At 72.2% G+C, this 23,281-nt stretch carries 22 protein-coding genes; 7 read left to right on the plus strand and 15 right to left on the minus strand.

The window, feature by feature from the left end:
- Window positions 1–6: 6 nt before the first annotated feature.
- The 4 genes from ACIQFU_RS09700 to ACIQFU_RS09715 form a co-directional block, all read right to left on the minus strand.
- Entirely contained in the window at window positions 7–2,931 is a 2,925-nt protein-coding gene (locus tag ACIQFU_RS09700; RefSeq protein WP_402550320.1) for an FAD-binding and (Fe-S)-binding domain-containing protein, read from the minus strand.
- Window positions 2,932–3,024: 93 nt separating this feature from the next.
- Window positions 3,025–3,432 (minus strand): RidA family protein, encoded by a 408-nt coding sequence (locus tag ACIQFU_RS09705; RefSeq protein ID WP_402550321.1) that lies wholly within the window; start codon window positions 3,430–3,432, stop codon window positions 3,025–3,027.
- Window positions 3,429–4,556, minus strand: a complete 1,128-nt coding sequence (locus ACIQFU_RS09710; RefSeq protein ID WP_402550322.1) for a mandelate racemase/muconate lactonizing enzyme family protein — start codon at window positions 4,554–4,556, stop codon at window positions 3,429–3,431. Before ACIQFU_RS09710 ends, ACIQFU_RS09705 begins: the two co-directional genes overlap by 4 nt.
- A gap of 23 nt (window positions 4,557–4,579) precedes the next feature.
- Window positions 4,580–5,359: a creatininase family protein gene (locus ACIQFU_RS09715; protein ID WP_402550323.1), complete on the minus strand. Its 780-nt coding sequence runs from the start codon at window positions 5,357–5,359 to the stop codon at window positions 4,580–4,582.
- 62 nt (window positions 5,360–5,421) lie between these two features.
- On the opposite strand from ACIQFU_RS09715, the gene ACIQFU_RS09720 reads away from it, so the two are divergent.
- Complete coding sequence (locus tag ACIQFU_RS09720; protein ID WP_402550537.1) at window positions 5,422–6,360, plus strand: ROK family protein; 939 nt, start codon at window positions 5,422–5,424, stop codon at window positions 6,358–6,360.
- An 11-nt stretch (window positions 6,361–6,371) separates the two neighbouring features.
- On the opposite strand, the gene ACIQFU_RS09725 is transcribed toward ACIQFU_RS09720, so the two are convergent.
- Genes ACIQFU_RS09725 through ACIQFU_RS09745 form a run of 5 tightly spaced genes read right to left on the minus strand, consistent with a single transcriptional unit; the run spans window position 6,372 to window position 11,593 of the window.
- Entirely contained in the window at window positions 6,372–7,256 is an 885-nt protein-coding gene (locus ACIQFU_RS09725; RefSeq protein WP_402550324.1) for an ATP-binding cassette domain-containing protein, read from the minus strand.
- Complete coding sequence (locus tag ACIQFU_RS09730) at window positions 7,253–8,119, minus strand: ATP-binding cassette domain-containing protein (RefSeq protein ID WP_402550325.1); 867 nt, start codon at window positions 8,117–8,119, stop codon at window positions 7,253–7,255. Before ACIQFU_RS09730 ends, ACIQFU_RS09725 begins: the two co-directional genes overlap by 4 nt.
- Complete coding sequence (locus ACIQFU_RS09735) at window positions 8,116–9,030, minus strand: ABC transporter permease (RefSeq protein WP_402550326.1); 915 nt, start codon at window positions 9,028–9,030, stop codon at window positions 8,116–8,118. Before ACIQFU_RS09735 ends, ACIQFU_RS09730 begins: the two co-directional genes overlap by 4 nt.
- Window positions 9,027–10,019 carry an ABC transporter permease gene (locus ACIQFU_RS09740; RefSeq protein ID WP_402550327.1) on the minus strand — a complete coding sequence of 331 codons (993 nt, stop codon included), beginning with the start codon at window positions 10,017–10,019 and terminating at the stop codon, window positions 9,027–9,029. Before ACIQFU_RS09740 ends, ACIQFU_RS09735 begins: the two co-directional genes overlap by 4 nt.
- Window positions 10,016–11,593: an ABC transporter substrate-binding protein gene (locus ACIQFU_RS09745; protein WP_402550328.1), complete on the minus strand. Its 1,578-nt coding sequence runs from the start codon at window positions 11,591–11,593 to the stop codon at window positions 10,016–10,018. The genes ACIQFU_RS09740 and ACIQFU_RS09745 overlap by 4 nt, the downstream gene beginning before the upstream one ends.
- A gap of 54 nt (window positions 11,594–11,647) precedes the next feature.
- On the opposite strand from ACIQFU_RS09745, the gene ACIQFU_RS09750 reads away from it, so the two are divergent.
- The 5 genes from ACIQFU_RS09750 (at window position 11,648) to ACIQFU_RS09770 (ending at window position 16,367) form a co-directional block, all read left to right on the plus strand.
- Window positions 11,648–12,484 carry an IclR family transcriptional regulator gene (locus ACIQFU_RS09750; RefSeq protein ID WP_402550329.1) on the plus strand — a complete coding sequence of 279 codons (837 nt, stop codon included), beginning with the start codon at window positions 11,648–11,650 and terminating at the stop codon, window positions 12,482–12,484.
- Window positions 12,481–13,542 carry a serine hydrolase domain-containing protein gene (locus tag ACIQFU_RS09755; protein WP_402550330.1) on the plus strand — a complete coding sequence of 354 codons (1,062 nt, stop codon included), beginning with the start codon at window positions 12,481–12,483 and terminating at the stop codon, window positions 13,540–13,542. Before ACIQFU_RS09750 ends, ACIQFU_RS09755 begins: the two co-directional genes overlap by 4 nt.
- Window positions 13,543–13,546: 4 nt before the next feature.
- Window positions 13,547–14,080 carry an NUDIX hydrolase gene (locus ACIQFU_RS09760; RefSeq protein WP_402550331.1) on the plus strand — a complete coding sequence of 178 codons (534 nt, stop codon included), beginning with the start codon at window positions 13,547–13,549 and terminating at the stop codon, window positions 14,078–14,080.
- 127 nt (window positions 14,081–14,207) lie between these two features.
- On the plus strand, window positions 14,208–15,092 hold the full coding sequence (locus tag ACIQFU_RS09765; RefSeq protein WP_402550332.1) for a hypothetical protein: 885 nt from the start codon (window positions 14,208–14,210) through the stop codon (window positions 15,090–15,092).
- Window positions 15,093–15,170: 78 nt separating this feature from the next.
- Window positions 15,171–16,367: a glycoside hydrolase family 64 protein gene (locus tag ACIQFU_RS09770; RefSeq protein WP_402550333.1), complete on the plus strand. Its 1,197-nt coding sequence runs from the start codon at window positions 15,171–15,173 to the stop codon at window positions 16,365–16,367.
- 114 nt (window positions 16,368–16,481) lie between these two features.
- Here ACIQFU_RS09770 and ACIQFU_RS09775 read toward each other — a convergent pair whose 3' ends face one another.
- The 4 genes from ACIQFU_RS09775 to ACIQFU_RS09790 all read right to left on the minus strand — a co-directional run bounded on the left by ACIQFU_RS09775 (window position 16,482) and on the right by ACIQFU_RS09790 (window position 21,429).
- On the minus strand, window positions 16,482–17,921 hold the full coding sequence (locus ACIQFU_RS09775; protein ID WP_402550334.1) for a GH1 family beta-glucosidase: 1,440 nt from the start codon (window positions 17,919–17,921) through the stop codon (window positions 16,482–16,484).
- Between the two features lie 45 nt (window positions 17,922–17,966).
- Complete coding sequence (locus tag ACIQFU_RS09780) at window positions 17,967–18,890, minus strand: carbohydrate ABC transporter permease (protein WP_402550335.1); 924 nt, start codon at window positions 18,888–18,890, stop codon at window positions 17,967–17,969.
- 12 nt (window positions 18,891–18,902) lie between these two features.
- A complete protein-coding gene (locus ACIQFU_RS09785) occupies window positions 18,903–19,898 on the minus strand; it encodes a carbohydrate ABC transporter permease (RefSeq protein WP_402550336.1) in 996 nt (331 codons plus the stop codon).
- A gap of 220 nt (window positions 19,899–20,118) precedes the next feature.
- Window positions 20,119–21,429 carry an ABC transporter substrate-binding protein gene (locus ACIQFU_RS09790; protein ID WP_402550337.1) on the minus strand — a complete coding sequence of 437 codons (1,311 nt, stop codon included), beginning with the start codon at window positions 21,427–21,429 and terminating at the stop codon, window positions 20,119–20,121.
- Window positions 21,430–21,756: 327 nt separating this feature from the next.
- Here ACIQFU_RS09790 and ACIQFU_RS09795 point away from each other — a divergent pair, with 327 nt between their 5' ends.
- Window positions 21,757–22,770, plus strand: coding sequence for a LacI family DNA-binding transcriptional regulator (locus ACIQFU_RS09795; protein WP_402550338.1), 1,014 nt, complete (start codon window positions 21,757–21,759; stop codon window positions 22,768–22,770).
- 61 nt (window positions 22,771–22,831) lie between these two features.
- Here ACIQFU_RS09795 and ACIQFU_RS09800 read toward each other — a convergent pair whose 3' ends face one another.
- Together ACIQFU_RS09800 and ACIQFU_RS09805 are read right to left on the minus strand one after the other, a co-directional pair.
- Window positions 22,832–23,041, minus strand: a complete 210-nt coding sequence (locus ACIQFU_RS09800; protein WP_402550339.1) for a hypothetical protein — start codon at window positions 23,039–23,041, stop codon at window positions 22,832–22,834.
- A gap of 57 nt (window positions 23,042–23,098) precedes the next feature.
- Window positions 23,099–23,224 carry a hypothetical protein gene (locus ACIQFU_RS09805; protein ID WP_402550340.1) on the minus strand — a complete coding sequence of 42 codons (126 nt, stop codon included), beginning with the start codon at window positions 23,222–23,224 and terminating at the stop codon, window positions 23,099–23,101.
- Window positions 23,225–23,281: the final 57 nt, after the last annotated feature.

The following is a 23,281-nucleotide window of genomic DNA, read 5'->3' on the forward strand; positions in this document are numbered from 1 at the left end:
CCTGCTTCAGGGACGGGTGGCCCGGTCCAGTTCGATCAGGACCGAGTAGTACTCGCGGCCGGTCGCCCGGTCCATGCCGATCTCGCACATGCGGTTGGCGGACAGGTGGGCGTCGTAGCTGCGTGAGGTCACCTCCGCGGCCTCCTTCGCCGTCGCCGAGGCCGTCAGCTCCTTGTGGAGCATGCCCCGGTCGCCGGCGAAGGCGCAGCATCCGGCGTCGTCCGGGACGACGACCTCGTCGGCGATCGCCCCGGCGACCTCCCGCAACTGGTCCACATCGCCCAGGTGCTGCATCGAGCACGTCGGGTGCAGCACGGCCGAACCGGTCGTACGGCGGATCGTCAGCCGGGGCAGGAGTTCCTCGGCGGCCCAGACGACGGAGTCGATCACCTTGAGGCGTCCGTGCAGTTCCCGGTTGGCGTGGGTGAGGTAGGGGACGACCTCGTGCTGGATGCCCAGTGTGCAGGAGGAGGCGTCGACGACCAGCGGGATCCGTCCGCCGTCGGTCCAGGCCCAGGCGGCCTCGACGACGCGGTTGGCCATCACGGTGTTGGCGTCCTCGTAGCCCTTGGAGTGCCAGATCGTCGAGCAGCAGGTGCCGGCGACGTCGTCGGGGATCCAGACGGGCCGGCCGGCCCGGGCCGAGACGTCGACCACGGCCTGCTGGAGCGACGGGGTGCCGTCGCCCCCGGGGCCGGCGAAGATCCGGTTGACGCAGGCCGGGTAGTAGACGGCGCTCGCTCCCGCCCGGGTGGTGGGCGGCGCGGTTCGGGCGGCGGCGCCCGGGATCTCCGGCAGCCACTCCGGCATCAGATCGGGGCGTACGGCCTTGCGGGCGAGGCCGGTCGCGGCCTCCAGCAGCCGGTCGCCGATCCTGTCCGCCGCGCCGACCGCGAGCCGTGCGGACGCCTCCACGGCCTTGAAGTGTTTGGCGGTGAGCGCGGCGACGCGTTCCTCGCGCGGGGAGTGCCTCCGGTGGCGGAAGTCCTTCATCATGGCGCCGGTGTCGATGCCGACCGGGCAGGCGATCGCGCAGGTGGAGTCGCCGGCGCAGGTGTCGACGGCGTCGTAGCCGTAGGAGGCGAGGAGTTCCTCCTCCACGGGCGAGCCCTCCGGCTGTCGCAGCATCTCCCTGCGCAGCACGATGCGTTGGCGCGGGGTGGTCGTCAGGTCGTGGCTGGGGCAGGTGGGTTCGCAGAAGCCGCACTCGATGCAGGGGTCGGCGACCGGCTCGATGCCGGGGATGGTCTTCAGTCCGCGCAGATGGGCCCTGGGGTCGCGGTCGAGGACGATCCTGGGTGCCAGTACGCCTGTGGGGTCGATCAGTTGCTTGATGCGCCACATCAACTCGGTCGCCCTGGAGCCCCATTCCAGCTCCAGGAACGGGGCGATGTTGCGTCCGGTGGCGTGTTCCGCCTTCAGCGATCCGTCGAAACGCTCCACGGTCATCCGGCAGAAGTCGTCCATGAAAGCGGCGTACCGGTCGACGTCGGCGGTCCTGGACGCGTCGAAGGCGAGCAGGAAGTGCAGGTTGCCGTGGGCGGCGTGACCGGCGACTGCGGCGTCGAAGCCGTGCTCCGCCTGGAGCCCGAGCAGCGCCTCGCAGGCGTCGGCCAGCCGGGACGGCGGGACCGCGAAGTCCTCCGTGATCAGCGTGGTTCCCGCCGGGCGGGAGCCGCCGACCGCGGTGACGAAGGCCTTGCGGGCCTTCCAGTAACCGGAGACGACCTTGGCGTCGCGGGTGAAGGCGTTGGTCACCGAGGCGACCGGCGCGACCAGGTCCAGCCGCTCCACGACCCCGGCCGCCGCCCGCTCGAAGGCCTCCTGCCCGGCTTCGTCCGGCGCGCGGAACTCCACCAGCAGCGCCGCCGTCTCCCGCGGCAGACCGGCCCAGTCGGCCGGCACCCCCTGCACGCTGACGGAGGCACGCAGCGTGTTGCCGTCCATCAGCTCGACGGCGATGGCCCCGGCCTCGTTGAACAGGGGTACGGCCGCCGCCGCGGCGGTCAGCGAGGGGAAGAAGAGCAGTCCGCTGGTGACCTTGCGGTCCAGCGGCAGGGTGTCGAAGACGACGTCGGAGATGAACCCGAAGGTCCCCTCGGAGCCGACCATGAGCCCGCGCAGGATCTGGACGGGCGTGGCGCCGTCCAGGAAGGCGTCCAGTCGGTAGCCGTTGGTGTTCTTGATCTCGTACTTGGCACGGATGCGGGCGGCGAGCTCCGCGTCCGCCTCGATCTCCGCCTTGAGCGCGAGCAGCCCCGCGCACAGCTCGGGCTCGGTGCGGGCGAGCATCTCGTCGGCGTCCGGGGCGGCGGTGTCGACGACGGTGCCGCCGGGCAGCACGAAGGTGAGTGAGGCGAGGGTGCGGTACGAGTTGCGGGTGGTGCCGGCGGTCATGCCGGAGGCGTTGTTGGCGACGACCCCGCCGACGGTGCAGGCGATGGCGCTGGCCGGGTCGGGCCCGAGGATCCTGCCGTACCGGGCGAGGGTCGCGTTGGCCCGCATGACGGTGGTGCCGGGGCGGACGCGGGCCCGGGCGCCGTCGTCCAGGACCTCGATGCCGGTGAAGTGGCGTCGCACGTCGACGAGGATGTCCTCGCCCTGGGCCTGGCCGTTGAGGCTGGTGCCGGCGGCACGGAAGACGATCTGGCGGCCGTGCTCGCGCGCGTACGCCATGACCGCGGAGACGTCGTCGGTGTTCTCGGGGAGTACGACGGCCTGCGGGACGAAGCGGTAGGGGCTGGCGTCGGAGGCGTACTTCACCAGGTCGGAGATCTTCCAGAGCACCTTGTCGGGGCCCAGCAGCGCGGTCAGGCCGGCCCGCAGCGGCTCGGGGCTGCCCGTGGCTCCGCCGTCGGGTACCCGGTCGGCGGACGCGAAGCGGGCCGTTCCGGGGCGCAGGGTGTCCGGCTTGGGCTCCAGCAGAGGCATGACGTTCCCACTCCCACACGGTCTCGGTCGGTGCTGATCAGCGTACGGCTGCGGTGCTCGCCGGCCCCGACGGGACCGGCGAGCTCGGAGGGATCACCCGGGCGGGTAAGGCTCGGGCAGGAGGGCCACCACGTCGATCTCCACGAGGATGTCCATCAGGTCGGAGCCGACCGTGGTGCGCACCGGGCAGGGTTCCGCGAAGAACTCGCCGTAGGCCTCGTCGTACGCGGCGAAGTCCCGCCTGAGGTGTTGCAGGTGCGCCGTCACCTTCACGACGTCCCGCAGGGTCAGGCCCCGCTCGGCGAGGACCGCGCCGATGTTGCGGAGCACCTGCGCGGTCTGTGCCCCGACGCCCTCCGGTACGGCGCCGGTGGCGGGGTCCTGCGGGCCGAATCCGGCCGTGAACAGGAATCCGCCGGCCACCACCCCTTGCGAGTAGGCGCCCGCGGGACGGGGAGCTCGGGGCGTGTGCACGGCTCGCCTGCCGGTCGGCTCGCTCATCCGGTCAGGTCGCCTTCCCGCTCGTTGACACCCGCGTAGTGGCGGAGCTTGTCCTCGTCCACGCTCACGCCCAGGCCCGGTCCCGACGGCACCCGCAGCCTGCCGTCGTCCAGGTGCAGCGGCTCGATGATGTCGTCCGCGTGCAGGTAGTACATGCTGTCGATGGCCCGGGACAGGACGGGCGTGCTGGACACGACGGCCAGGTGCGCGGCCGTGGCGATGCCGAGTTCGCCGCCGCTGTGCAGGTTCATGCCCAGGCCGAAGGTCTCGCAGTGCGCGGCGAGCGCCTTGGTCGCGGCGATGCCGCCCCACTTGTAGACGTCGCCGTGGATGACGTCGACCGCGTTCAGCCGCATCGCGGGGGCGAAGTCCTCGAAGCGGACGACGCACATGTTGGTGCACAGCGGAATGCGCACCTTCGCCTTCACCTGGGCCATGCCCTCGATGCCGACGCAGGGGTCCTCCAGGTACTCCAGGTCCAGCTCCTCCAGGGCGATGCCGGCGCGGACCGAGTCGGGGACGGACCAGGCCGCGTTCGGGTCGACCCGCAGGTTGACCCCGGGCAGCGCCTCGCGGACGGCGCGCAGGATGGCGACGTCGCCCGCGCAGTCCTTGGTGCCCTTGAGCTTGACCGCCTCGAACCCGCCCTCGTCGACGACGCGCGCCGCGTGCTCCGCGATGGCCTTGGGCAGGTCGGCGGGCGTCGCGCCCGGGGCGTCGGCGCGGGTGATCAGGGCGGTGATCGGTACCTCGTCGCGGACGGCGCCGCCCAGCAGGTCGGTGACGGACTGGCCGGTGGCCTTGCCCATCGCGTCCCAGCAGGCGACGTCGACGGCGGCGATCGCCGCGTAACCGAGGTAGCCGTAGAAGAAGGGCACCATGTGCTGCTTGCGGTGGAAGCCCTCCAGTGCGAACGGGCTGGTACCGATCAGGTCCGGGACCATCTGGCGGACGATCGCGGCGACCGGCGCGCCCCACATCGTCTCGCCCCAGCCCTCGACGCCCGCGTCGGTGCGCACGCGCACGACGGTGCGGGTCTCGCCGGTCTTGGTCTCGAAGGAACTGGTGAAGGGGTTGACGAGTGGGAGGTTCACGACCCACACGTCGACATCGGTGATCTTCATTTCTACTCCTCGCATCATCGGGTTCACCGGCTCGCCGCGTCGAAGGCCCGGATCGCCCGGGCCAGTCCCCGCGCCCGGTCGTCCAGGAGCCGGCCGCCCCGGCCGGCGTCGGCACCGGAGGCGTCATCGGTGGAACCGTCGACCCGCTCCCATTCGCCGTGCCGCTCGACGGTCAGGCCCGGGTGGGGCGGGTGGTCGAACAGCGGGGGCGGTTCGACGGGGGTGCGTGCGGGCACGGGGGTGCGGACCAGACCGGGGTGGGCCGCCAGCATGAGCGACGTCTCGAACCATCCGGCGTGCCCCGGGGTGACGTCCGGGCGTCCCGCCTCGTCCTCGCCTTCGCCGGCGGTGACGGTCCAGTACGAGCAGGCGGCGACCGTGACCCGGGCGCGCAGTGCGAACCGCTTCACGGCGAGCCGCATGATCTCGTCGTTGCCGCCGTGGCCGTTGACGACCATGATCCGGCGGTAGCCGCTGGTCACGAGCGAGTCGAGGACGTCGTCCAGTACGGCGCCCAGGGTCGCGGCGGAGAGCGAGAGGGCCGCCGCGAACAGGTGGTGCGGGCTGTGCCCGTACGGCAGGGCGGGCAGCCGCACCACCCGGGGCGCGCCGGTCGCCGCGGTCTCCCGGTCGAGGGCGGCCAGCGCCCGGTCCACGACCTCCTCGACCAGGAGCGTGTCGGTCCCCATGGGCAGGTGCCCGGCGTGCTGCTCCTGCGAACCGATGGGCAGCAGGGCGATGCCCTGCTCGCCGGCCCGGCGGACCTCCCGCCAGGTGAGTTCGGTCAGTTTCGATTGGCTCACAGTGCTACCTCTCCCAAACGCGGCCATGGCAGAGTCGGCGCATGGTCCACAAAAGTTCTCCGTTGCGACTGGTCCCGGATGTCGCGGAGCAACCGGCCGCTCCCCCGGCGCCCCGGCGGCTGGGGGCCGTCGAGCTGGTGCCCGGCCGGGTCTCGGCGGCCGTGCTGTCCATGGCCGGCCAGGTGCTGGACCGCACCGAGTCGTCGTACGACGCGGCCACCGCGACCCCGGCGGACATCGACCGGGCGCTGGCCGGGGCGGCCGGTGTCTTCGCCGCCCACGAGGTCCAGGGCATCGGCGTGGCCGCCGCGGGGCTGGTGGACCCTCTGGCCGGACTGATCCGGGAGGTCAACGACGTGCCGGCGCTGCACGGCTATCCGGTGACGGAGCGGCTCGCCGCCCTCACCGGGGCCGGGGTGCGCCTGGAGCACCGGGCGCGGCTGCAGGTGCTCGGCGACCGCTGGTTCGGCGCGGGCCGCGGGCGGCGCACCTTCGCCTCGGTCTCGACCGGCGAGGTGCTCGGGGTGGGTGTCCTGTACGACGGTGAGGTGATGGCGCCGCCCGGCGGACGCAGCGGCGCGCACATGACGGTGTCGGCCAGCGGTGAGCGCTGCACGTGCGGGAACCGGGGCTGCTGGAAGACCCTGGCCACGACCGCCTGGCTGCGGACCAGGGCACGCGCCGCGGGGCTCGGGGAGGCGGTGTCGCTGTCCGCGCTGGTCGGCAGCGGGGACGCGCTCGCCGCCCGGGTGGTGGACGAGTACGCGCACAACCTGGCCCTGGGGCTGGTGAACGTCCAGCAGCTCTTCGCGCCGGGGCTGTTCATCCTGCACGGCGAGGCCCGTGACGGCGGCGAGCGGTTCCGCACCGTGGTGGAGGAGCGGCTGCGGGACGCGGTGGCCTTCGCGGGCGCCGAGCAGCCGCGGGTGCTGGTCGGTACCGCCGCGGTCGACGACGTGGCGCTGCTCGGCGGGGCGGGTCTGGTGCTGTCGCACCTCTAGCGTGGGGCGGGTCATCGGCTCGTTTCGCCTGTCCTGGCGGACGCGCGCGCCGCCGCCCGCCTGCCCCGGCGCGGGTCGAGGACGGGTACGGCGTCGAGCAGCTGCCGGGTGTAGGGGTGCCGCGGGGCGCGCAGCACCGCCGACGCCTCGCCCACCTCGACCAGGCTCCCCCGGCTCATCACCGCGACCCGGTCGGCCACCTGGGCCACCACGGCGAGGTTGTGCGAGACGAAGACGTAGGTGAGGCCCAGCCGCTGTTGCAGGTCCGCCAGGAGGTCGAGGACGGTCGCCTGCACGGAGACGTCCAGTGCGCTGGTGGGCTCGTCGAGCACCAGCAGCCGGGGGTGGAGTGCCAGGGCCCGTGCGATCGAGACGCGTTGGCGCTGGCCTCCGGAGAACTCGTGCGGATAGCGGTCCTGGATGCCGGCGTCCAGGCCGACGGCATCCAGAAGTTCCCCGACCCGTTCCCTGGTGCGGGCCCGTGCGCGGCGTCCGCGTGCCTCGGGTTCGTGGGTGACCAGGGGTTCGGCGACGATGTCGGTGATGCGCATGCGCGGGTTCATGCTGGAGTAGGGGTCCTGGAGGACGACCTGCATCTCCCGCCGTACACCGCGCAGTTGGGCCGCGGAAAGGGTGGCGAGGTCCTGGCCGTCGAAGCGCACGCTTCCGGCGGTGGGTTCGAGGAGCCCGAGCAGCAGCCGGGTGAGGGTGGTCTTGCCGCAGCCGGACTCGCCGACCAGGGCCAGCGTCTCGCCCTCGTGGACGTCGAGCGACACGTCGTCGACGGCGACGTTGGTGCGCCGGCCGCCGAACTCCTTGCGCAGGCCGTCCAGTTGGAGGAGTGGTTGCCCGGCCGTGGGAGCGGGCGCGGTGGTCTGGGTCGCGTCGGTGCTCATGCCGCCTCCAGTCGTGGGGTGGCCGCCAGGAGCTTGCGGGTGTAGGCGTCGGCCGGGCGGTCGAAGACGTCGAGGACGTCGCCGGTCTCGACGACCTTGCCCTTGTTCATGACCACGACGCGGTCGGCGGTTTCCGCGACGACCGCGAGGTCGTGGGTGATCAGCACGACGGCCATGTCGTGCTTGTGCTGGAGGGTCACGAGGAGGTCGAGGATCTGACGCTGCACGGTGACGTCCAGGGCGGTGGTCGGCTCGTCGGCGATCAGGACGCGGGGGCGGGCCACCAGCGCCGTGGCGATCATCACGCGCTGGCGAAGGCCGCCGGAGAGTTCGTGCGGGTACTGGCGGTAGCGCAGCGCCGGGTCCGGGATGCCGACCTCGTCCAGCGCCGCCAGGGCGGCCTCCCTGGCCTCGGCCCGGGACATACCGGTGTGGTGCCTGAGCACCTCGGCCACCTGGGCGCCGACGCGCTGGAGCGGGTCGAGGCAGGTCATCGGGTCCTGGAAGACCATGGCGATGTCGCGGCCCCGGACCCTGCCGAGTTCCTTCTCGGAGAGTTTCAGCAGGTCGCGTCCGTCGAAGCGGATCTCGCCGCCCGCGTAGACACAGGGCGGGCTCGGGTTGAGGCGCAGCACGGACAGCGCGGTGGCGCTCTTGCCGCTGCCGGACTCCCCGACGACGGCGAGCGTCTCGCCGGCCCGGACGTGGAGGGAGACGTCCTGGACGGCGTGGACGACGGAGGTCTCCAGGCGGAAGTCGACGCTGAGTCCGTCGATCTCCAGGAGCGGCCGCCGGTCCGCCGGTTGCCGGGACGCGTCGGTGGCCGTTCGGTCGGCGTCGGGTGCGGGTCGGTCGTTGGTCATCGGCGGTAGGCCTTCGGGTCCGCGACGTCCCGCAGGGCGTCGCCGGTGATGTTGATGGCGAGGGAGGTCAGCATCAGCGCGATGCCGGGGAAGACGGCGACCCACCAGGAGGTGCCCAGGTACAGCTGGCCGTCGGAGAGCATGCCGCCCCAGGTGACCGTCTCCTTGGGGACGCCGAGGCCCAGGTAGCTCAGGGAGGCTTCGGCGACGATGGCGGCGGCGACGTGCAGGGTGCCGATGGTGGCCAGGGGTGCCATCACGTTGGGCAGCAGGTGGCGGCGCATGATGGTGACGTCGGTGACGCCGATCGCGCGGGCCTCGGTGACGAAGTCGCGGGTGCGCAGCGACATCACCTCGGAGCGCACGACCCGGGCGTAGGAGACCCAGCCGGTGAAGCCGAGCACCACGATCACGACCCACAGGCCGGAGCCGAGGAAGCCGACGACGGCGAGGGCCAGCAGCAGCGAGGGGAAGGCGAGCTGCACGTCGGCGAGGCGCATGAGGGTGCGGTCGGCCCAGCCGCCGAAGTAGCCGGAGGCGAGGCCCACGACGGTGCCGACGACGCCGGCGAGCAGGGCCGCTCCGGCACCGACGAGCAGCGAGACCCGGGCGCCGTAGATGACGCGCGAGAGCATGTCGCGGCCGAGCTGGTCGGTGCCGAGGAGGTGGGTGCCGCTGCCGCCGTCCTGCCAGGCGGGGGGCCGCAGCCGCAGCAGCAGGTTCTGCGTGTTGGGGTCGTAGGGGGCGATCAGCGGCGCGAACAGGGCGGCGACGAGCAGCAGTACGAGCACGGCGAGGGCCACTGCGGCGAGCTTGTTGCGCAGCAGGCCGCGCAGGACGGCGGAGCCGGAGCCGCCGGACGGCTTCTTCTCCGGGGCCACGTCGGTCGCGGCCGGTGACATGACGGTCATCGGGACGTCCTCACCCTCGGGTCGAGGAAGCTGTAGGAGAGGTCGACGAGCAGGTTCACCACGACGAAGGTGGCGGCGAAGAACAGGACGGTGGCCTGGACGAGCGGGAAGTCGCGGTTGGAGATCGCCTCGACGGTCAGCTGGCCCACGCCCGGCCAGGAGAAGACCCGTTCGGTGAGGATGGCCCCGCCGAGCAGGTTGCCGACCTCCAGGCCGACGACGGTCACCACCGGCAGTGAGGCGTTGCGCAGTCCGTGCCTGACGACCACCTTCAGCGGTCCGAAGCCCTTGGCGCGGGCGCTGCGGATGTGGTCGGAGGACAGGACGTCGACGAGTGAGGAGCGCAGTAGCCGGGCGACGACGGCGACGGAGTACACGGCGAGGGTGACGGCGGGCAGGATCAGGTTGGCGAAGGTGCCGTATCCGGAGGCGGGCAGGGCGCGCAGCCAGACGGCGAAGACCAGGATGAGCAGGATGCCGACCCAGAAGGGCGGGGTGGACTGGCCGAGCAGGACGCCGGTCATCACGGTGTTGTCGGTGCCCCGGCCGCGGCGCATGGCGGCGACGATGCCCGCCGGGATCGCGATGACGAGGGTCAGCGCGAGGGCGGCGGCGGCCAGTTCGACGGTGGCCGGCAGCCTGTCGGCGAGGATCTCGCTCACCGGCTGGCCGTAGACGAGGGAGTCGCCGAAGTCGAGGTGGAGCAGTCCCCAGAGGTAGTCGAGGTACTGGGCGAACAGGGACTGGTCAAGGCCCAGGGAGTGGCGCAGCACCTGCTCCTGTTCGGCCGTGGCGTCCGGCGGCAGCAGGATCTTCACGGGGTCGCCGGACAGGCGTACGAGGAAGAACGCGACGGTCGCCGTGCACAGCAGCACGAACAGGGCGGTGACCAGGCGCCTGGCCACCCCGAGGAGCAGTCCCGCCCGGTCCGGGCGGCGCGTCGGGGTGTCCGCCGGGGCGGGTGGTTTGTCGAGGGTGAGGGCGCTCATCGGGACACCTCCGCGCTCTCCATGGCGAGGACGCCCGCGGATCCCGGCGTCCAGCGGGGCCGGTCGTTGCGGGCGAAGATGTTGTCGATCTGGTAGAGGAAGACGAAGGGCGCTTCCCGGCGCATCAGCCGTTGCAGGTCCGAGAAGGCCGCTTCACGCTTCGCGGGGTCCTCGGAGAGTTCCTCGGCGTCGATGAGGCGGTCTGCCTCCGCCGAGTGCCAGCGGCTCTGTCGGCGGTCGCTGCGCACGTTGGACTGGACGATGCTCGCGCCGTCCATCGTCCACACGGTGCTGGCCGCGAGGTAGATCGGGCCGAGCGCTCCCCGGTTGTCGGAGGTGAGGCGGGCGGAGTAGGTGCCGGGGTCGAGGAGGTTGACGCGGGCGTCCACCCCTGCCCTGGCGAGGAGTCCGGACAGGGCCTCGGCGACGTTGGCGTCGACGTTGGAGGCGGTGAGCGTGGTGGAGAAGCCGTGCGGGTGCCCGGCTTCGGCGAGCAGTTTGCGCGCGGTGTCGACGGAGCGGGTGAAGGGCTTGACGGTGGGGTCGAAGCCGAAGGAGCCGCGCGGGACGAGTGCGGGTGTCTCGGTGGCCTTGCCGCCGAGCACGGCCTTGATGAGCAGCGGGACGTCGATCGCGTGGTTGAGCGCCTGGCGTACCCGGCGGTCCTGGAGCGGGCCGCGTTCCAGGGTGTTCAGGGAGAGGTAGGCGGTGCGGATCCCCGTGTGCCCGTCGATGGTGATGCCGCCGTAGCCGTCGAGTTGCTGGGCGGCGTCCGGGGTGAGTCCGGCGACCAGGTCGACGCCGCCGCTCTGGAGGGCGGCCAGGGAGGACGAGGCGTTGGGCGCGGGGCTGAAGACCAGGCCGTCGACGGCCGGGCGTCCGTTCCAGTGGTCGGCGTAGGCGCGCATCCGCAGTTCGTGGTCGCGCTGCCAGCTTTCGAAGGTGAAGGGGCCTGTGCCCACGGGGTGGTCGGCGAAGGCCGCGTCGCCCACGTCGGCGAGGTGGCGGGGCGGTACCACGACACCGCCGAACAGGGAGAGCTTGGCGGGCAGGATGGGGTCGTGCACGCTGGTGCGGATGTCGACCGTGAGGCGGTCGACGACGGTGACGCCCTCGACGAAGCGCAGTTCGACGATCGGTGACTTGGTCGCGGGGTCGAGCAGTCGCTCGATGCTGAAGGCGACGGCCCGCGCGTCGCACACCTCGCCGTTGTGGAAGGTCACCCCGGGGCGGAGGTTGAAGCGCCAGGTGCGCGCGTCGGTGGCCTTCCAGGACAGGGCGAGCCTGGGGTGCAGCCGGTTGTCCCGGCCGCGGGTGGTGAGGGTGTCGAACATGTTGATCAGGACGTTCATGGACACCATGTCGCCCTGCTTCTGCGGGTCCAGCGTCTTGGGGTCGCCCGGCTGGGAGACCCGAAGGACGTTGCCGGCCCGGTCGGCGGCGGCCGTCGTGCCGCACGCGCTCAGGAGCGCCGGGGCGCTGAGGGCTCCGAGCAGCAGACCACCGGTCCGCAGGACGTGGCGCCGGCTGGGACGGCTGCGGTCATCCGTGCGCCCCTGAAAAATTCGTTCCATTGAACAACACCTCCGTTCCGTCAGATGGAATGCGGTTGGGTTAAGCTAAGCGACATGGTGAAAGCGGTCAACACCCGGTCGGTCGACCAGGAACTCGTGAAGGGCCCCGTCGACAAGGCGATGGAGGTGCTCGATGCGCTCGTCCAGCCCGGCGGCCCCCACCGGTTGGGGGAGATCGCGCGCCGCACAGGACTGACCAAACCCACCGTCCACCGGCATCTGCGGACCATGGCGGAGTACGGCTTCGCCGAGCCCGCCGAGGGCGGCAGCTACCGCCCGGGGCCCCGCCTGCTGGGCATGGCGGCGGCGGCCCTGAGCAACAGCCGCGTCCTGGAACTGACCAGGCCCGTCCTCGCCGACCTGCGCCGGCGCACCGGCCATGTCGCGTTCTACGCGGTGCGGCACGCGTCCGACGCCGTGTACCTGGAGCAGTCGGAGCCGGCCCGCGAGTACCGGATGAGCACCCGGCCCGGCCGTCGTTCGCCCTTGTACGCCTGCGGCGTGGGGCTCGCCGTGCTCTCCGCGCTTGCCCCCGAGGAGGCCGCGGCGGTCGTGGACGCACCGGACCTGGAGGCGCGCACCCCGAGCACGCTCACCGACCCGGCCGCGCTGCGGGCGGTGCTCGCCCGGGCGGCGCTGCACGGTTACGCCGTGGACGACGAGTACGACGAGCCGGACGTGCGGTCGGTGGCGGCTCCCGTCCTGGACGCGGAGGGGAGGGCCGTGGGCGCGATCGGCGTCAGCGGGCTGACCTTCACCCTCGACTCCGGCAGTGTCGAGGTGTTCGGGCCGATGGTGCGGGCCGCCGCGCGCACGGTGTCCGCCGGGCTCGGCGCGCGCACCCCCGTCCTCGGCGTGGTGGACACGGCCCGGGGAGGTGAGGAGGCGTGAGCGCCCTCACCGAACTCCTCGCCGAGGGGCGGGAACAACGGGTCTACTCGGGCGCCGCCTGGTCCGTCGGGGGGCCGGAGGGTCCGCTGGACCGGGGCTGGACCGGCACCCGCAGCTGGGACGGACCGCCCCTGGACGGCGACGACGTGTGGGACCTCGCCTCGGTGACCAAGCCGATCGCCGGGCTGGCGGTCATGGCACTCGTCGAGCGCGGCGTGCTCGGCCTCGACGACACCGTGGGCACGTACCTCCCGGACTACCGGGGCGGCGACAAGGCGGAGCTGACCGTGCGTCAACTCCTTACGCACACCTCGGGGATACCCGGACAGGTGCCGCTGTACCGGGATCACCCCACCCGTGCGGCCCTGCTGGAGGCGGTACGCCTGCTGCCGCTCACCGCCGGGCCCGGCACCCGCGTCCAGTACTCCTCGCAGGGGTTCATCGTCCTCGGACTGCTCGCCGAGGCCGCGGCCGGACAGCCGCTGGACGCGCTCGTGGAGCAACTGGTGTGCGCGCCGCTCGGCATGCGGGACACCGTCTTCCGCCCGGACGCCGGGCGCCGGGCGCGCGCGGTGGCCACCGAGGACTGCCCCTGGCGCGACCGCCGGGTCGTGGGCGAGGTCCACGACGAGAACGCGGTGGTGCTCGGCGGGGTCGGCGGCCACGCGGGCCTGTTCTCCACGCTCGCGGACATGGAAAGGCTCGGCGCCGCCCTCGCCGCCGGCGGCCGGGGCCTGCTGCGGCCCGGCACCTTCGCCGAGATGACGGCCGCCCACACCGACGGTCTGGCGCTGCGGCGCGCTCTGGCCTGGCAGGGCCGCGATCCGGCCGGCTCGCCCGCCGGGGAGGTGTTCGGCCCGGACTCGTACGGACACACGGGCTTCACCGGCACCAGCCTGTGGGTCGACCCGGCCACCCGGTGCTATGCCGTGCTGCTCACCAACCGGGTGCATCCGACGAGGACGGGCGACGGGATCGTGGCCCTGCGCCGGGGGTTCCACGACGCCGCCGCCCGGACCGCCTCGGTGGCTTCCGGCCGCCGTCACGGTGTGGAATGACCCGATGAGAGATTCCGCACCGGGTGCCGAGCGCCCCGAACGTGTCCGTCCCGCCGCGCAGAGCCTCACCGGCGTCGGCCTCGCCGTCCTCGATTCCGCCGGGCGGGTGCTGCTGGGCCTCGGTCACGACGGCCGCTGGGAGCTGCCGGGCGGCAAGGTCGACGCGGGTGAGGACTTCGAGACGGCCGCCGTCCGGGAGCTGGCGGAGGAGACCGGGCTCGTGGCGGCCCCCGCGGACGTGCGGGTGCTGGCGGTGCTCGTCGACGGTGTGGGCGGGCTGACCCGGGTGACCGCCGCGGCCGTCACCGAGCGGGCGGCCGGTGCGCCCCGGGTCACCGAGCCCGACAAGATCGCGCGCTGGGAGTGGTTCTCCCGCGAGGCCGTGCCGTCGGCGCTGTTCCCGCCGTCCGCCTCGGTCCTGGACTGTCTGTGGCCCGGGACGGAGCGGCGGGGCGCCGCGGGGGTGCGGCACTACGCGGTGGCCGGGCCCGTCGTGAACGGCAGCACGAGTCGGGACGGGTGCGCCGCGTCGCGGTAGATCTTGTGGGTGACGGGGCGGCCCACCGGCAGGTGGAAGGCGTCCGGCGGCAGCAGCGCGTTGTGCTCGTCGGCGAGCGGCTCGTTGGAAAGCTCAACGACCGGCTTGTACCCCGGCAGGAACGCCCGTGTCGTCGGTCGTGGCGGTCATCGGCATGCCCGCCTTCCTCGGCGCCTGCTTCGCGACGAGCATGTGGCCCGGGTCCGGTGCGGCACCAGGACCCGATCCGCGCCGCCGTCCCCTTCCTGCTCCTCCAGGGGCGGCCTTCCTGCTCATCCCCGTCGTCTCCCGGCTGCTGCACCGGGTCGCCGCGTCCTGGCTGCTGACCTCCGGCTTCGTCCTGATGGCGGTCGGCTGCCTGCTCTGCACCCGGCTGGACGTCACCGACCCGCGCTTCGGCCCCTTCGTCGCACCCGCCCTGCTGATCGGCGTCGGCTTCGCCCTGACGGTGAGTTCGGTGACGGCCGTGGCGCTGAACAGCGTGCCCCGGCAACTGGCCGGCATGGCCGGCGCCACCACCGGCATGCTGCGCGACCTGGGATTCGCCCTCGGGCCCGTCGTCGTCGGCGCGGTCGCCGTGAGCAACGCGGGGTCGCACTTCGCGGCGAAGCTGACCGGCGCGGATCTGCCGGCCGGCCAGGCCGCGGCGGCCCGCACGGTCGCCGAGGCCGGAGGACCCGTCGCCGTGAACAGCCTGCCGCCCGGTGCCCCGGGATCCGCGGCGCACGCACTGGCCCTGGACGCCCTGGGCAGCGGCTTCGGCACCGCCTTCCTGGTCTGCGGGGTGGCTGCCGCCGTCGCCGCGGCGTTGACGGCGTTCGGCATGATCGGCGTCCACCCCCACCGCTCCACCGGGAGCGAGGAGCCGGACGCGCCGCCGGCCGAAGGCCGCGGCAGCCCCGCGCCTGCCTCGCCCCCTGGTCGGCCCCGGCCCATGACCGGCTCGGGCGCGGAGCCCGAGCACAGCACGGAGCGGGCGACGAAGCTTCATCTGCTCCCCTCATTGACATGAACGCGCCCCGGCGCAACGCTGAGAGCGCTCTCAGAATCGGTACGGACCAATTCCCCCACACCCGCACGGAGGTGGAGAGTGCTCTCCCGACTCAGACGCCGTCTGCTCGCCGTGGCCGCGGCCGCAGGCCTGACCGGCGCCCTGCTCACGTTCGGCGCCGCACCGCCCGCGGACGCCGCGGTGCCCGACACCATTCCCCTGAGGATCACCAACGACTCCGCACGCGGCGACGCCGTCCACATCTACAACCTGGGCACCTCGCTGACGACCGGTCAGCAGGGCTGGGCCGACGAGAACGGCACCTTCCACGCCTGGCCCGCCGGGGGCAATCCCCCCACCCCCGCACCGGACGCGTCCATCCCCGGACCGGCCGCCGGGCAGACAAAGACCATCCGGATCCCGAAGCTGTCGGGACGCATCTACTTCTCCTACGGCCAGAAGCTGGACTTCCGGCTGACCACGGGCGGCCTGGTGCAGCCCGCCGTCCAGAACCCGAGCGACCCCAACCGCAACATCCTCTTCAACTGGTCCGAGTACACGCTCAACAACGACGGGCTGTGGCTCAACAGCACCCAGGTCGACATGTTCTCCGCGCCCTACACGGTCGGCGTGCAGCGCGCCGACGGCGGTGTCACCAGCGCCGGACAGCTCAAGGCCGGCGGCTACCGCGGGGTGTTCGACGCCCTGCGCGCGCAGTCGGGCTGGGGCGGGCTGATCCAGACCCGGCCCGACGGCACCGTCCTGCGGGCGCTGGCGCCGCTGTACGGGGTGGAGACCGGGGCGCTGCCCGCGTCGGTCATGGACGACTACATCAACCGGGTCTGGCAGAAGTACGCGACGACCACGCTCACCGTCACGCCCTTCGGGGACCAGCCGAACACCAAGTACTTCGGCCGCGTGTCGGGCAACGTCATGAACTTCACCAACTCCGCCGGCGCGGTCGTCACCAGCTTCCAGAAGCCTGACGCGTCCAGCGTCTTCGGCTGCCACCGGCTCCTCGACGCGCCCAACGACCAGGTGCGCGGCCCGATCTCCCGCACGCTGTGCGCCGGGTTCAACCGCTCGACGCTGCTGAGCAACCCCAACCAGCCCGACCCCTCGGCGGCGAACTTCTACCGGGACTCCGTGACCAACCACTACGCCCGGATCATCCACGAGCGCATGGCCGACGGGAAGGCGTACGCGTTCGCCTTCGACGACGTCGGCAACCACGAGTCGCTGGTGCACGACGGCAATCCGGCCGAGGCCCGGCTCACCCTCGCGCCGCTCGACTGACCCGACCGCGGACAGGGGTCCGCCCCCGCTCGCCGCCGGTGCGGAGGGCGGGGGCGGGCCCTTGGCGCGGCACGCCTCGCGGGGCGGCTTTCGCGTGCCGCACCGACCCGGCGGTCAGGCGCCGGGCAGTACGCCGGTGCGGGCGACCTCGGAGTACCAGCGGGCGCTCGCCTTGGGGATGCGGGTGCCGGTCGGGTAGTCGACGTAGACGGCGCCGAAGCGCTTGCTGTAGCCGTGGGCCCACTCGAAGTTGTCGAGCAGCGACCACAGGAAGTAGCCCCGCACGTCCGCGCCGTCCAGGATGGCCTGGTGGACGGCGGCCAGGTGACCGCGGACGTAGGCGATGCGGGCGGGGTCGTTGACCCGGCCCTCGGGGTCGGCGTAGTCGTCGAAGGCGGCACCGTTCTCGGTGATGACCAGCGGCAGCCTCGGGAAGTCGGCGGCCAGCCGGCGCAGCAGGTCGTACAGACCGCTGGGGTCGACGGCCCAGCCCATGGCGGTGGTGTCGCCGGGCGGCTGGTGGAAGGCGACCCGGTCGGCTCCCGGCCAGGGGCTGTGGGCGCTGTTGCCGTGCCCGTCGGAGCTGTGGGTGGCGCTGCCGTCGGTCTCGGAGACGACTGTGGGGGTGTAGTAGTTGACGCCGAGGAAGTCCAGCGGCTGGTGGGCTTGGCGCAGGTCGCCGTCCTGGACGAAGGACCAGTCGGTCAGCGCGGCGGTGTCCTTGAGCAGGTCCTCCGGGTAGGCGCCGTTCAGCATGGGGCCGGTGAAGACCCGGTTGGCGAGCGCGTCGATGCGGCGGACCGCGTCGGCGTCGCCGTCGCTGCCGGTGAGCGGGCGGACGTGGTGGACGTTGAGGGTGACGGACACCTGGGCGTCGGCGCGGACCCGGTCGCGCAGCGCCCGGACGGCCAGTCCGTGTGCCAGGTTGAGGTGGTGGGCGGCGCGCAGGGCGGCGACCGGGTCGGTGCGGCCGGGGGCGTGCACGCCCGAACCGTAGCCGAGGAAGGCGCTGCACCAGGGTTCGTTGAGGGTGGTCCAGGTCTTCACCCGGTCGCCGAGGGCGTCGGCGGCGAGGGCCGCGTACTCGGCGAACCGTTCGGCGGTCGCGCGCTCGGGCCAGCCGCCGGCGTCCTCCAGCTCCTGGGGCAGGTCCCAGTGGTAGAGGGTGGCGACGGGCTGGATCCCCTTCTCCAGCAGCTCGTCCACCAGGCGCCGGTAGAAGTCCAGCCCCTTCTGCACGGCGGGGCCGCGGCCGGTGGGCTGGATGCGGGGCCAGGCGAGGGAGAAGCGGTAGGCGCCCAGGCCGAGTTCGGCCATCAGGGCGACGTCCTCGCTGCGCCGGTGGTAGTGATCGGTGGCGATGTCACCGGTGTCGCCGTTGCGGACCCGGCCGGGGGTGCGGGCGTAGGTGTCCCAGATCGACGGGGTGCGGCCGTCCTGCGCTGCGGCTCCCTCGATCTGGTAGGAGGCGGTCGCGGAGCCCCAGAGGAAGCCCTTGGGGAAGGTGCGGGCGGCGTCCGGGGCGGACGGGGTCTGCTGTGCTGCGGTGACCACGTAAGTCCTTTCGGGTGGGGGTGCTTGGGGCGGCGGGGTGCCGGGTCAGCCCTTGACTGCGCCGGCCATGATGCCGCTGACGATCTGGCGGCCGAAGACGACGAACATCGCCAGCAGCGGCAGCGTGCCGAGCAGCGCGCCGGCCATGATCAGCGACTGGTCGCGGACGTAGCCCGCGCTGAGCTGGGTGAGCGCGACGGGGACGGTCGGGTTGGTCATGTCGAGGACCACGAACGGCCAGAAGAAGTCGTTCCACGCGTGCACGAAAGTGATCATGAACAGGACGGCCATCGCGGGCCGCGCGATGGGCAGCACGATGCTCCAGAAGATGCGCAGCGAGTGCGCCCCGTCCACGCGTCCGGCCTCGACGAGTTCGTCAGGCAGCGCCTCCGTCAGGTACTGCCGCATGAAGAACACGCCGACCGCGCTCACCAGCGTCGGGAAGATGACGGCGGGCAGCTGCTGCGACCAGCCGAGGTCGGCCATCAGCATGAACAGCGGCACGACGGCGAGCTGCGGCGGCACCATCATGGTGCCGATCACCAGCATGAGCAGGGCGTTGCGTCCCCGGAAGCGCAGCTTGGCGAAGGCGAACCCGGCGAGCGTCGCGAACAGCACCGTGGACAGGGCGATCACCCCGGCCACGATGAGGCTGTTGACCATGGCCTTGCCCATCGCCGCCTCGTCCCAGGCGCGGGCGAGGTTGCTGAACAGGTTGGGGCCGGGCAGGAACGGGGGCGGCGTCTGGCTGACCCGGGTGTTGTCGGTGGACGCGGCCACCATCGTCCAGTACAGCGGGAAGATCGACAGGATCGCCATGATGGCGAGCAGCACGTAGGCGAGGGGGCCTGCGTGGTGCTGGCGGCCGGCGCGCTGACGCAGCAGCCGGCGGCCACCGCGGCCGCTCGCCTTCACGGCGGGGGTCCGGGCCGGGGCGTCGGTCCGGGCCGGGAGACTTTGGGTGGTCATGGCGGCTCCAGGTCAGGACGTACGGGAGCGCAGGCGCTTGACGACGCGCTGCACGAGGAAGACGAGGACCAGCAGCATGAACATCGCCCAGGCGACGGTCGCGGAGCGGCCCATCTGGTAGTTCTTCCAGCCCTCCTCGTACAGCAGCAGGCCCAGCGTCTGGTACTGGTTGTCCGCGCCGCCGGTGACGCCGTTGGGCCCCTGGCCGAAGATCAGCGGCTCGCCGAAGAGCTGGGTGGCGCCGATCGTGGAGAGCACGATGGTGAAGACGATGGTGGAGCGGATGCCGGGGACGGTGACGTGGATGAACTGCTGCCACCGGGAGGCCCCGTCGAGGGAGGCCGCCTCGTACCGGTCGGCGGGGATGGCCTGCATCGCGGCCAGGTAGAGCAGCGCGTTGTAGCCGGTCCAGCGCCAGATGACGATGGTGGAGATCGCGATCTGGGAGGGCCATTTGTCGGCCTCCCAGTCCACCGGGTCGATCCCGACCGAACCCAGCGCCCAGTTGATCATGCCGAAGTCGCGTTCGAAGATCATGGTGAAGACGAGGGCGGCCGCGGCGACCGAGGTGGCGTACGGGACCAGGGAGGCGACCCGGAAGAACAGCGAGGCACGCATCCGGTAGTTGAGCAGGTGCGCCATGCCGAGCGCCATCATCAGCTGCGGCACCGTGGAGATGACACCGATGGTGATGGTGTTCTGCAGCGCGTTCCAGAACCGTGAATCGCCCCACAGGTCCACGTAGTTGTCGAACGCCACCCACTCCATGACATCGAGGGTGGCCAGCTCCACGTCGTGCAGGGAGATCCACGAGGTGTAGATCAGGGGATAGAAGCTGAACGCGGCGAAGACGATGAAGAAGGGCGCGACGAACGCGTACGGGGCGCCCTTGATGTCGAGCCGGTGCAGGAGCGCTCCGAGCCGCCGGGGTGCGTCCCCGCCGCCCGTCCGGGGGGACGGACGCGGAGGCTCGCCCCCGGCCAGGGCCTTGGTGGTGGAGGTGGCCACCGGTCTTCCTTCCTGAGAGCGGATGTGTGGGCTGGGGGTGCCGTCTGGATCAGGCCGGCTTCGGGCGGCGGTCCCACGTCGCCGGCCCGGGCGGGGTCGGATGCGTGCCGGACCCCCGCCGCTCCGGCAGGTTCCAGGCGACACCCCCTCGGCGCCGGGCCCGTCGGCCAGGACCTGTTCCTGGACGCGGGCGGGCCCGGTCGGCCTCGGAAGCGGAGAGTCAGCCGACCGCCTTCTCGATGCGCTCCCCGGTGGTCTTCCACGCCTCGTCACGCGTGGCATCGCCCTGCTCGATCAGGGCCAGGCCCTGGGAGAAGGTGTCCTTGATGGTGCCGTCCTTGCGGCCGAGGACCTGCTTGTCCGGGATCTCCTGGGCGGCGGCACCGAAGATCTGGCCGATCGGCGCGCCGCTGAAGTACTCGGACTCGGCGTTCTTCACGTCGGGGCTGTCCAGCGCCGTGCGGGAGGAGGGGATGTTGCCGATCTCCTTGAAGATGTGGGCCTGCTGCTCGGGCGCGGTCAGCCAGGCGACGAGCTTCTTGGCCTCCTCCTTCACCGGGCTCTGCTCGACCACGCCGAGGAAGGAGCCGCCCCAGTTCGCACCCTTGGGGGCCTTGGCCACGTCCCACTTGCCCTTGTTCGCGTCGCCGGCCTTCTCGCTGATGTGGCTGAGCATCCACGCCGGGCACACCGCGGTGGCGAAGGTGCCGTTGGCCAGGCCCGGGTCCCAGCCCGGCTGGAACTGGCGGAGCTTGGCGGTCAGACCGTCCTCGGCCGCGTCGGCGGCGAGGTTCCATGCCTCCTTGACGGCCGGGTTGGTGCCGTAGATCAGCTTGCCGTTCTCGTCGTAGTACTGCTCGGGGTAGCCGTAGACCATGGCGTTGAACAGGCCGCTGGCCGCGTCCATGTAGGCCACGTTCCCGCCCTTGAAGCCCTTCTTGAAGGTACGGCCGACCTCGACGTACTTCGTCCAGTCGCCCTCCCAGAGCTTGGCGACCTCCTCGCGGTCGGTGGGCAGGCCCGCCTTCTCGAAGTAGTCCTTGCGGTAGCAGACGGCCATCGGGCCGATGTCGGTGCCCAGGCCCAGCACCTTGCCGTCCTTGGTGGAGATCTGGGACTCCTTCCACGGCAGGAAGTGGTCCGTGCCCGGGACGTCGGAGAAGTCCGCGAACTTGTCCGCCTGGGTCTCGGTGATCTCCTTGGCCCGGCCGATCTCGATGCCCTGGATGTCCTTGAGGCCCTTGCCCGCGGCGAGCCTGGTCTGCAGGGCGGTGTAGTACGTCTGCTCGTCGCCGGCTATCTCGGCCTTGATGTCGACGCCGGGGTTCTCCTTCTCGTACTGCTCGAGGAGCCCGGTCTCCTTGATGCCCATCACCCCGTACATGCCCATGGTGATGGTCACCTTGCCGTCCTTCTTGCCACCGCCGGTGGCCGAGTCGTCGCTGCCGCCGCAGCCGACGACGAGCGCCAGCGCGCCGACGGCCGCGGCCGTCGCCACCGCCTTTCTGCGCAACGAACCGAGAGTGCCCATGGATCTCCTCCTAGCGACGGCGCTGACACATCGGAGTGACGAGTTCTGCGATGACTACTGCGATGGCTACAGCGATGAAAGACAGCGGCTCGAACACGAAGTGGGAACGTGCCCAATTTTGGTGGGCACGTTCCCACCGGCGCAACGAAGACTCGTGGCAACGGGCCGATCTGTCAATGACTTGAACGCAAGTTCGCGCGGCCCTCCGCACCCCGCGTCCGCCTTCCGCAGCCCGGGGGGTGCTCCGCCGACCGCGGTGTCTGCAAGAATTGCCGCAGGTCACCTCCGCGGCAGGCACCGCCGCCGCGGCCGCCGAGGGGGGAGTTCATGACCGGCAACCGCCGTCCAACGATCAAAACGGTCGCCGCCCGCGCCGGCGTGGGCCGCACCACCGTCTCCCGTGTCGTCAACGGCTCGGAGCTGGTCAGCGCCGATGCCCGGGAGAGAGTGCTTGCGGCGATCAAGGAACTCAACTACGTTCCCAACTCGGTCGCCCGCGGCCTGGTGACCAACCGCACCAACGCCGTGGCCCTGGTGATCCCGGAGTCGGAGAGCCGGCTCGGCTCGGAGCCGTTCTTCGCCGCCCTCATCCGCGGTGTCAGCGGCGCACTCGCCGAGAGCCGCACCCAGCTGCAGCTGATGCTCGTCCGTGACCAGGCCGAGCGCGACCAACTGACCGAGTCGGTCGCCACCCGCCGGGTGGACGGCGTGCTGCTGGTCTCGGTGCACGCCGAGGACCGGCTGCCGGGCATGCTGGAGGAGATGGGCCTGCCGACCGTGCTCGCCGGCCGCCGCGACGCGGGCGAACGGCTGAGCTACGTCAACTCCGACAACGCCGGCGGGGCAGCCGCCGCGGTGCGGCATCTGCTGGGCGGCGGACGACGGCGGGTCGCCACGATCACCGGCCCGCTGGACATGGACGTCGGCCGCAGCAGGCTCGCCGGCTGGCGCGCCGCGCACGTGGACGCTGGTGTACCGGCGAGGGAACTTCTCGTCGAGGCGGGCGACTTCACCGAGCGGGGCGGCGCGAACGCCATGCGTTTGCTTCTTGAACGCGTCCCGGATCTGGACGCCGTCTTCGCCGCGTCCGACCTCATGGCGGTCGGTGCCCTGGCCGAACTGCGCCGGTGGAAGCGGCAGGTGCCGGGGGATGTCGCCGTGGTCGGCTTCGAGGACTCCATCCTGGCCCGCCACACCAACCCGCCGCTGACGACGGTGCGTCAGCCGGTGGAGGAGCTGGGCCGGACCATGGCCCGCATCCTCACCGACATCACGCGGCACGGGGCGCCCCGGCAGCAGATGACGCTGCCGACGGAGCTGGTGGTACGCGAGTCGTCGTAGGCCGGGGCGCCCACCGCGCGGCGCCGGCACCTCCCGGTGGCCGAGGCCCCGGACGGGCCGGTCACGAGGCGCCCCACCGCTGCCCGGGCCGCTCCGGAACACGCCCGCGGAGCAGCTCGTACTCCTCGCGGAGTCGGCGGATCCCGGGCGGCCGGGGAATGACGATGCCGCCGACGACGGTCTCGTGCGGACCGAACCGCTCGCCCGCGACGTGCGCCTCCCACCGGATCAGCCCGCCGCCCGGCAGGTCGTTGCGCACCGGGGCGGTCACGCCGCGCTGGTCCCGGGCAGGGGTGTCCTCGGTCCACCGCGACCGGAACTCGGGCCTTCACGTGCCGGCACTCCGACTGCCCCGCACGGCGCGTTCGACGTCGGTGAGGAGCATGGGCCTCATGCCGCCCATCGTGTCGGCGCGCACCCGGCGGATGACGCCGGGCGGGGGCACCGGCGGCACGGTGCGATCATGGAGCTCGGCCGGACACGTACGGGACCGGGGAAGTGGCGGGTGGTC

The organism is Streptomyces sp. NPDC093065 (assembly GCF_044754585.1).
Classification (GTDB): Bacteria; Actinomycetota; Actinomycetes; order Streptomycetales; family Streptomycetaceae; genus Streptomyces.

What these genes read in the sequence shown, in the direction of transcription:
- ACIQFU_RS09700 (WP_402550320.1), bottom strand. Translation starts at nt 2,931, where the DNA reads ATGCCTCTGCTGGAGCCCAAGCCGGACACCCTGCGCCCCGGAACGGCC.
- ACIQFU_RS09705 (WP_402550321.1), bottom strand. Translation starts at nt 3,432, where the DNA reads ATGAGCGAGCCGACCGGCAGGCGAGCCGTGCACACGCCCCGAGCTCCC.
- ACIQFU_RS09710 (WP_402550322.1), bottom strand. Translation starts at nt 4,556, where the DNA reads ATGAAGATCACCGATGTCGACGTGTGGGTCGTGAACCTCCCACTCGTC.
- ACIQFU_RS09725 (WP_402550324.1), bottom strand. Translation starts at nt 7,256, where the DNA reads ATGAGCACCGACGCGACCCAGACCACCGCGCCCGCTCCCACGGCCGGG.
- ACIQFU_RS09730 (WP_402550325.1), bottom strand. Translation starts at nt 8,119, where the DNA reads ATGACCAACGACCGACCCGCACCCGACGCCGACCGAACGGCCACCGAC.
- ACIQFU_RS09735 (WP_402550326.1), bottom strand. Translation starts at nt 9,030, where the DNA reads ATGACCGTCATGTCACCGGCCGCGACCGACGTGGCCCCGGAGAAGAAG.
- ACIQFU_RS09740 (WP_402550327.1), bottom strand. Translation starts at nt 10,019, where the DNA reads ATGAGCGCCCTCACCCTCGACAAACCACCCGCCCCGGCGGACACCCCG.
- ACIQFU_RS09745 (WP_402550328.1), bottom strand. Translation starts at nt 11,593, where the DNA reads ATGGAACGAATTTTTCAGGGGCGCACGGATGACCGCAGCCGTCCCAGC.
- ACIQFU_RS09750 (WP_402550329.1), top strand. Translation starts at nt 11,648, where the DNA reads ATGGTGAAAGCGGTCAACACCCGGTCGGTCGACCAGGAACTCGTGAAG.
- ACIQFU_RS09760 (WP_402550331.1), top strand. Translation starts at nt 13,547, where the DNA reads ATGAGAGATTCCGCACCGGGTGCCGAGCGCCCCGAACGTGTCCGTCCC.
- ACIQFU_RS09780 (WP_402550335.1), bottom strand. Translation starts at nt 18,890, where the DNA reads ATGACCACCCAAAGTCTCCCGGCCCGGACCGACGCCCCGGCCCGGACC.
- ACIQFU_RS09790 (WP_402550337.1), bottom strand. Translation starts at nt 21,429, where the DNA reads ATGGGCACTCTCGGTTCGTTGCGCAGAAAGGCGGTGGCGACGGCCGCG.
- ACIQFU_RS09795 (WP_402550338.1), top strand. Translation starts at nt 21,757, where the DNA reads ATGACCGGCAACCGCCGTCCAACGATCAAAACGGTCGCCGCCCGCGCC.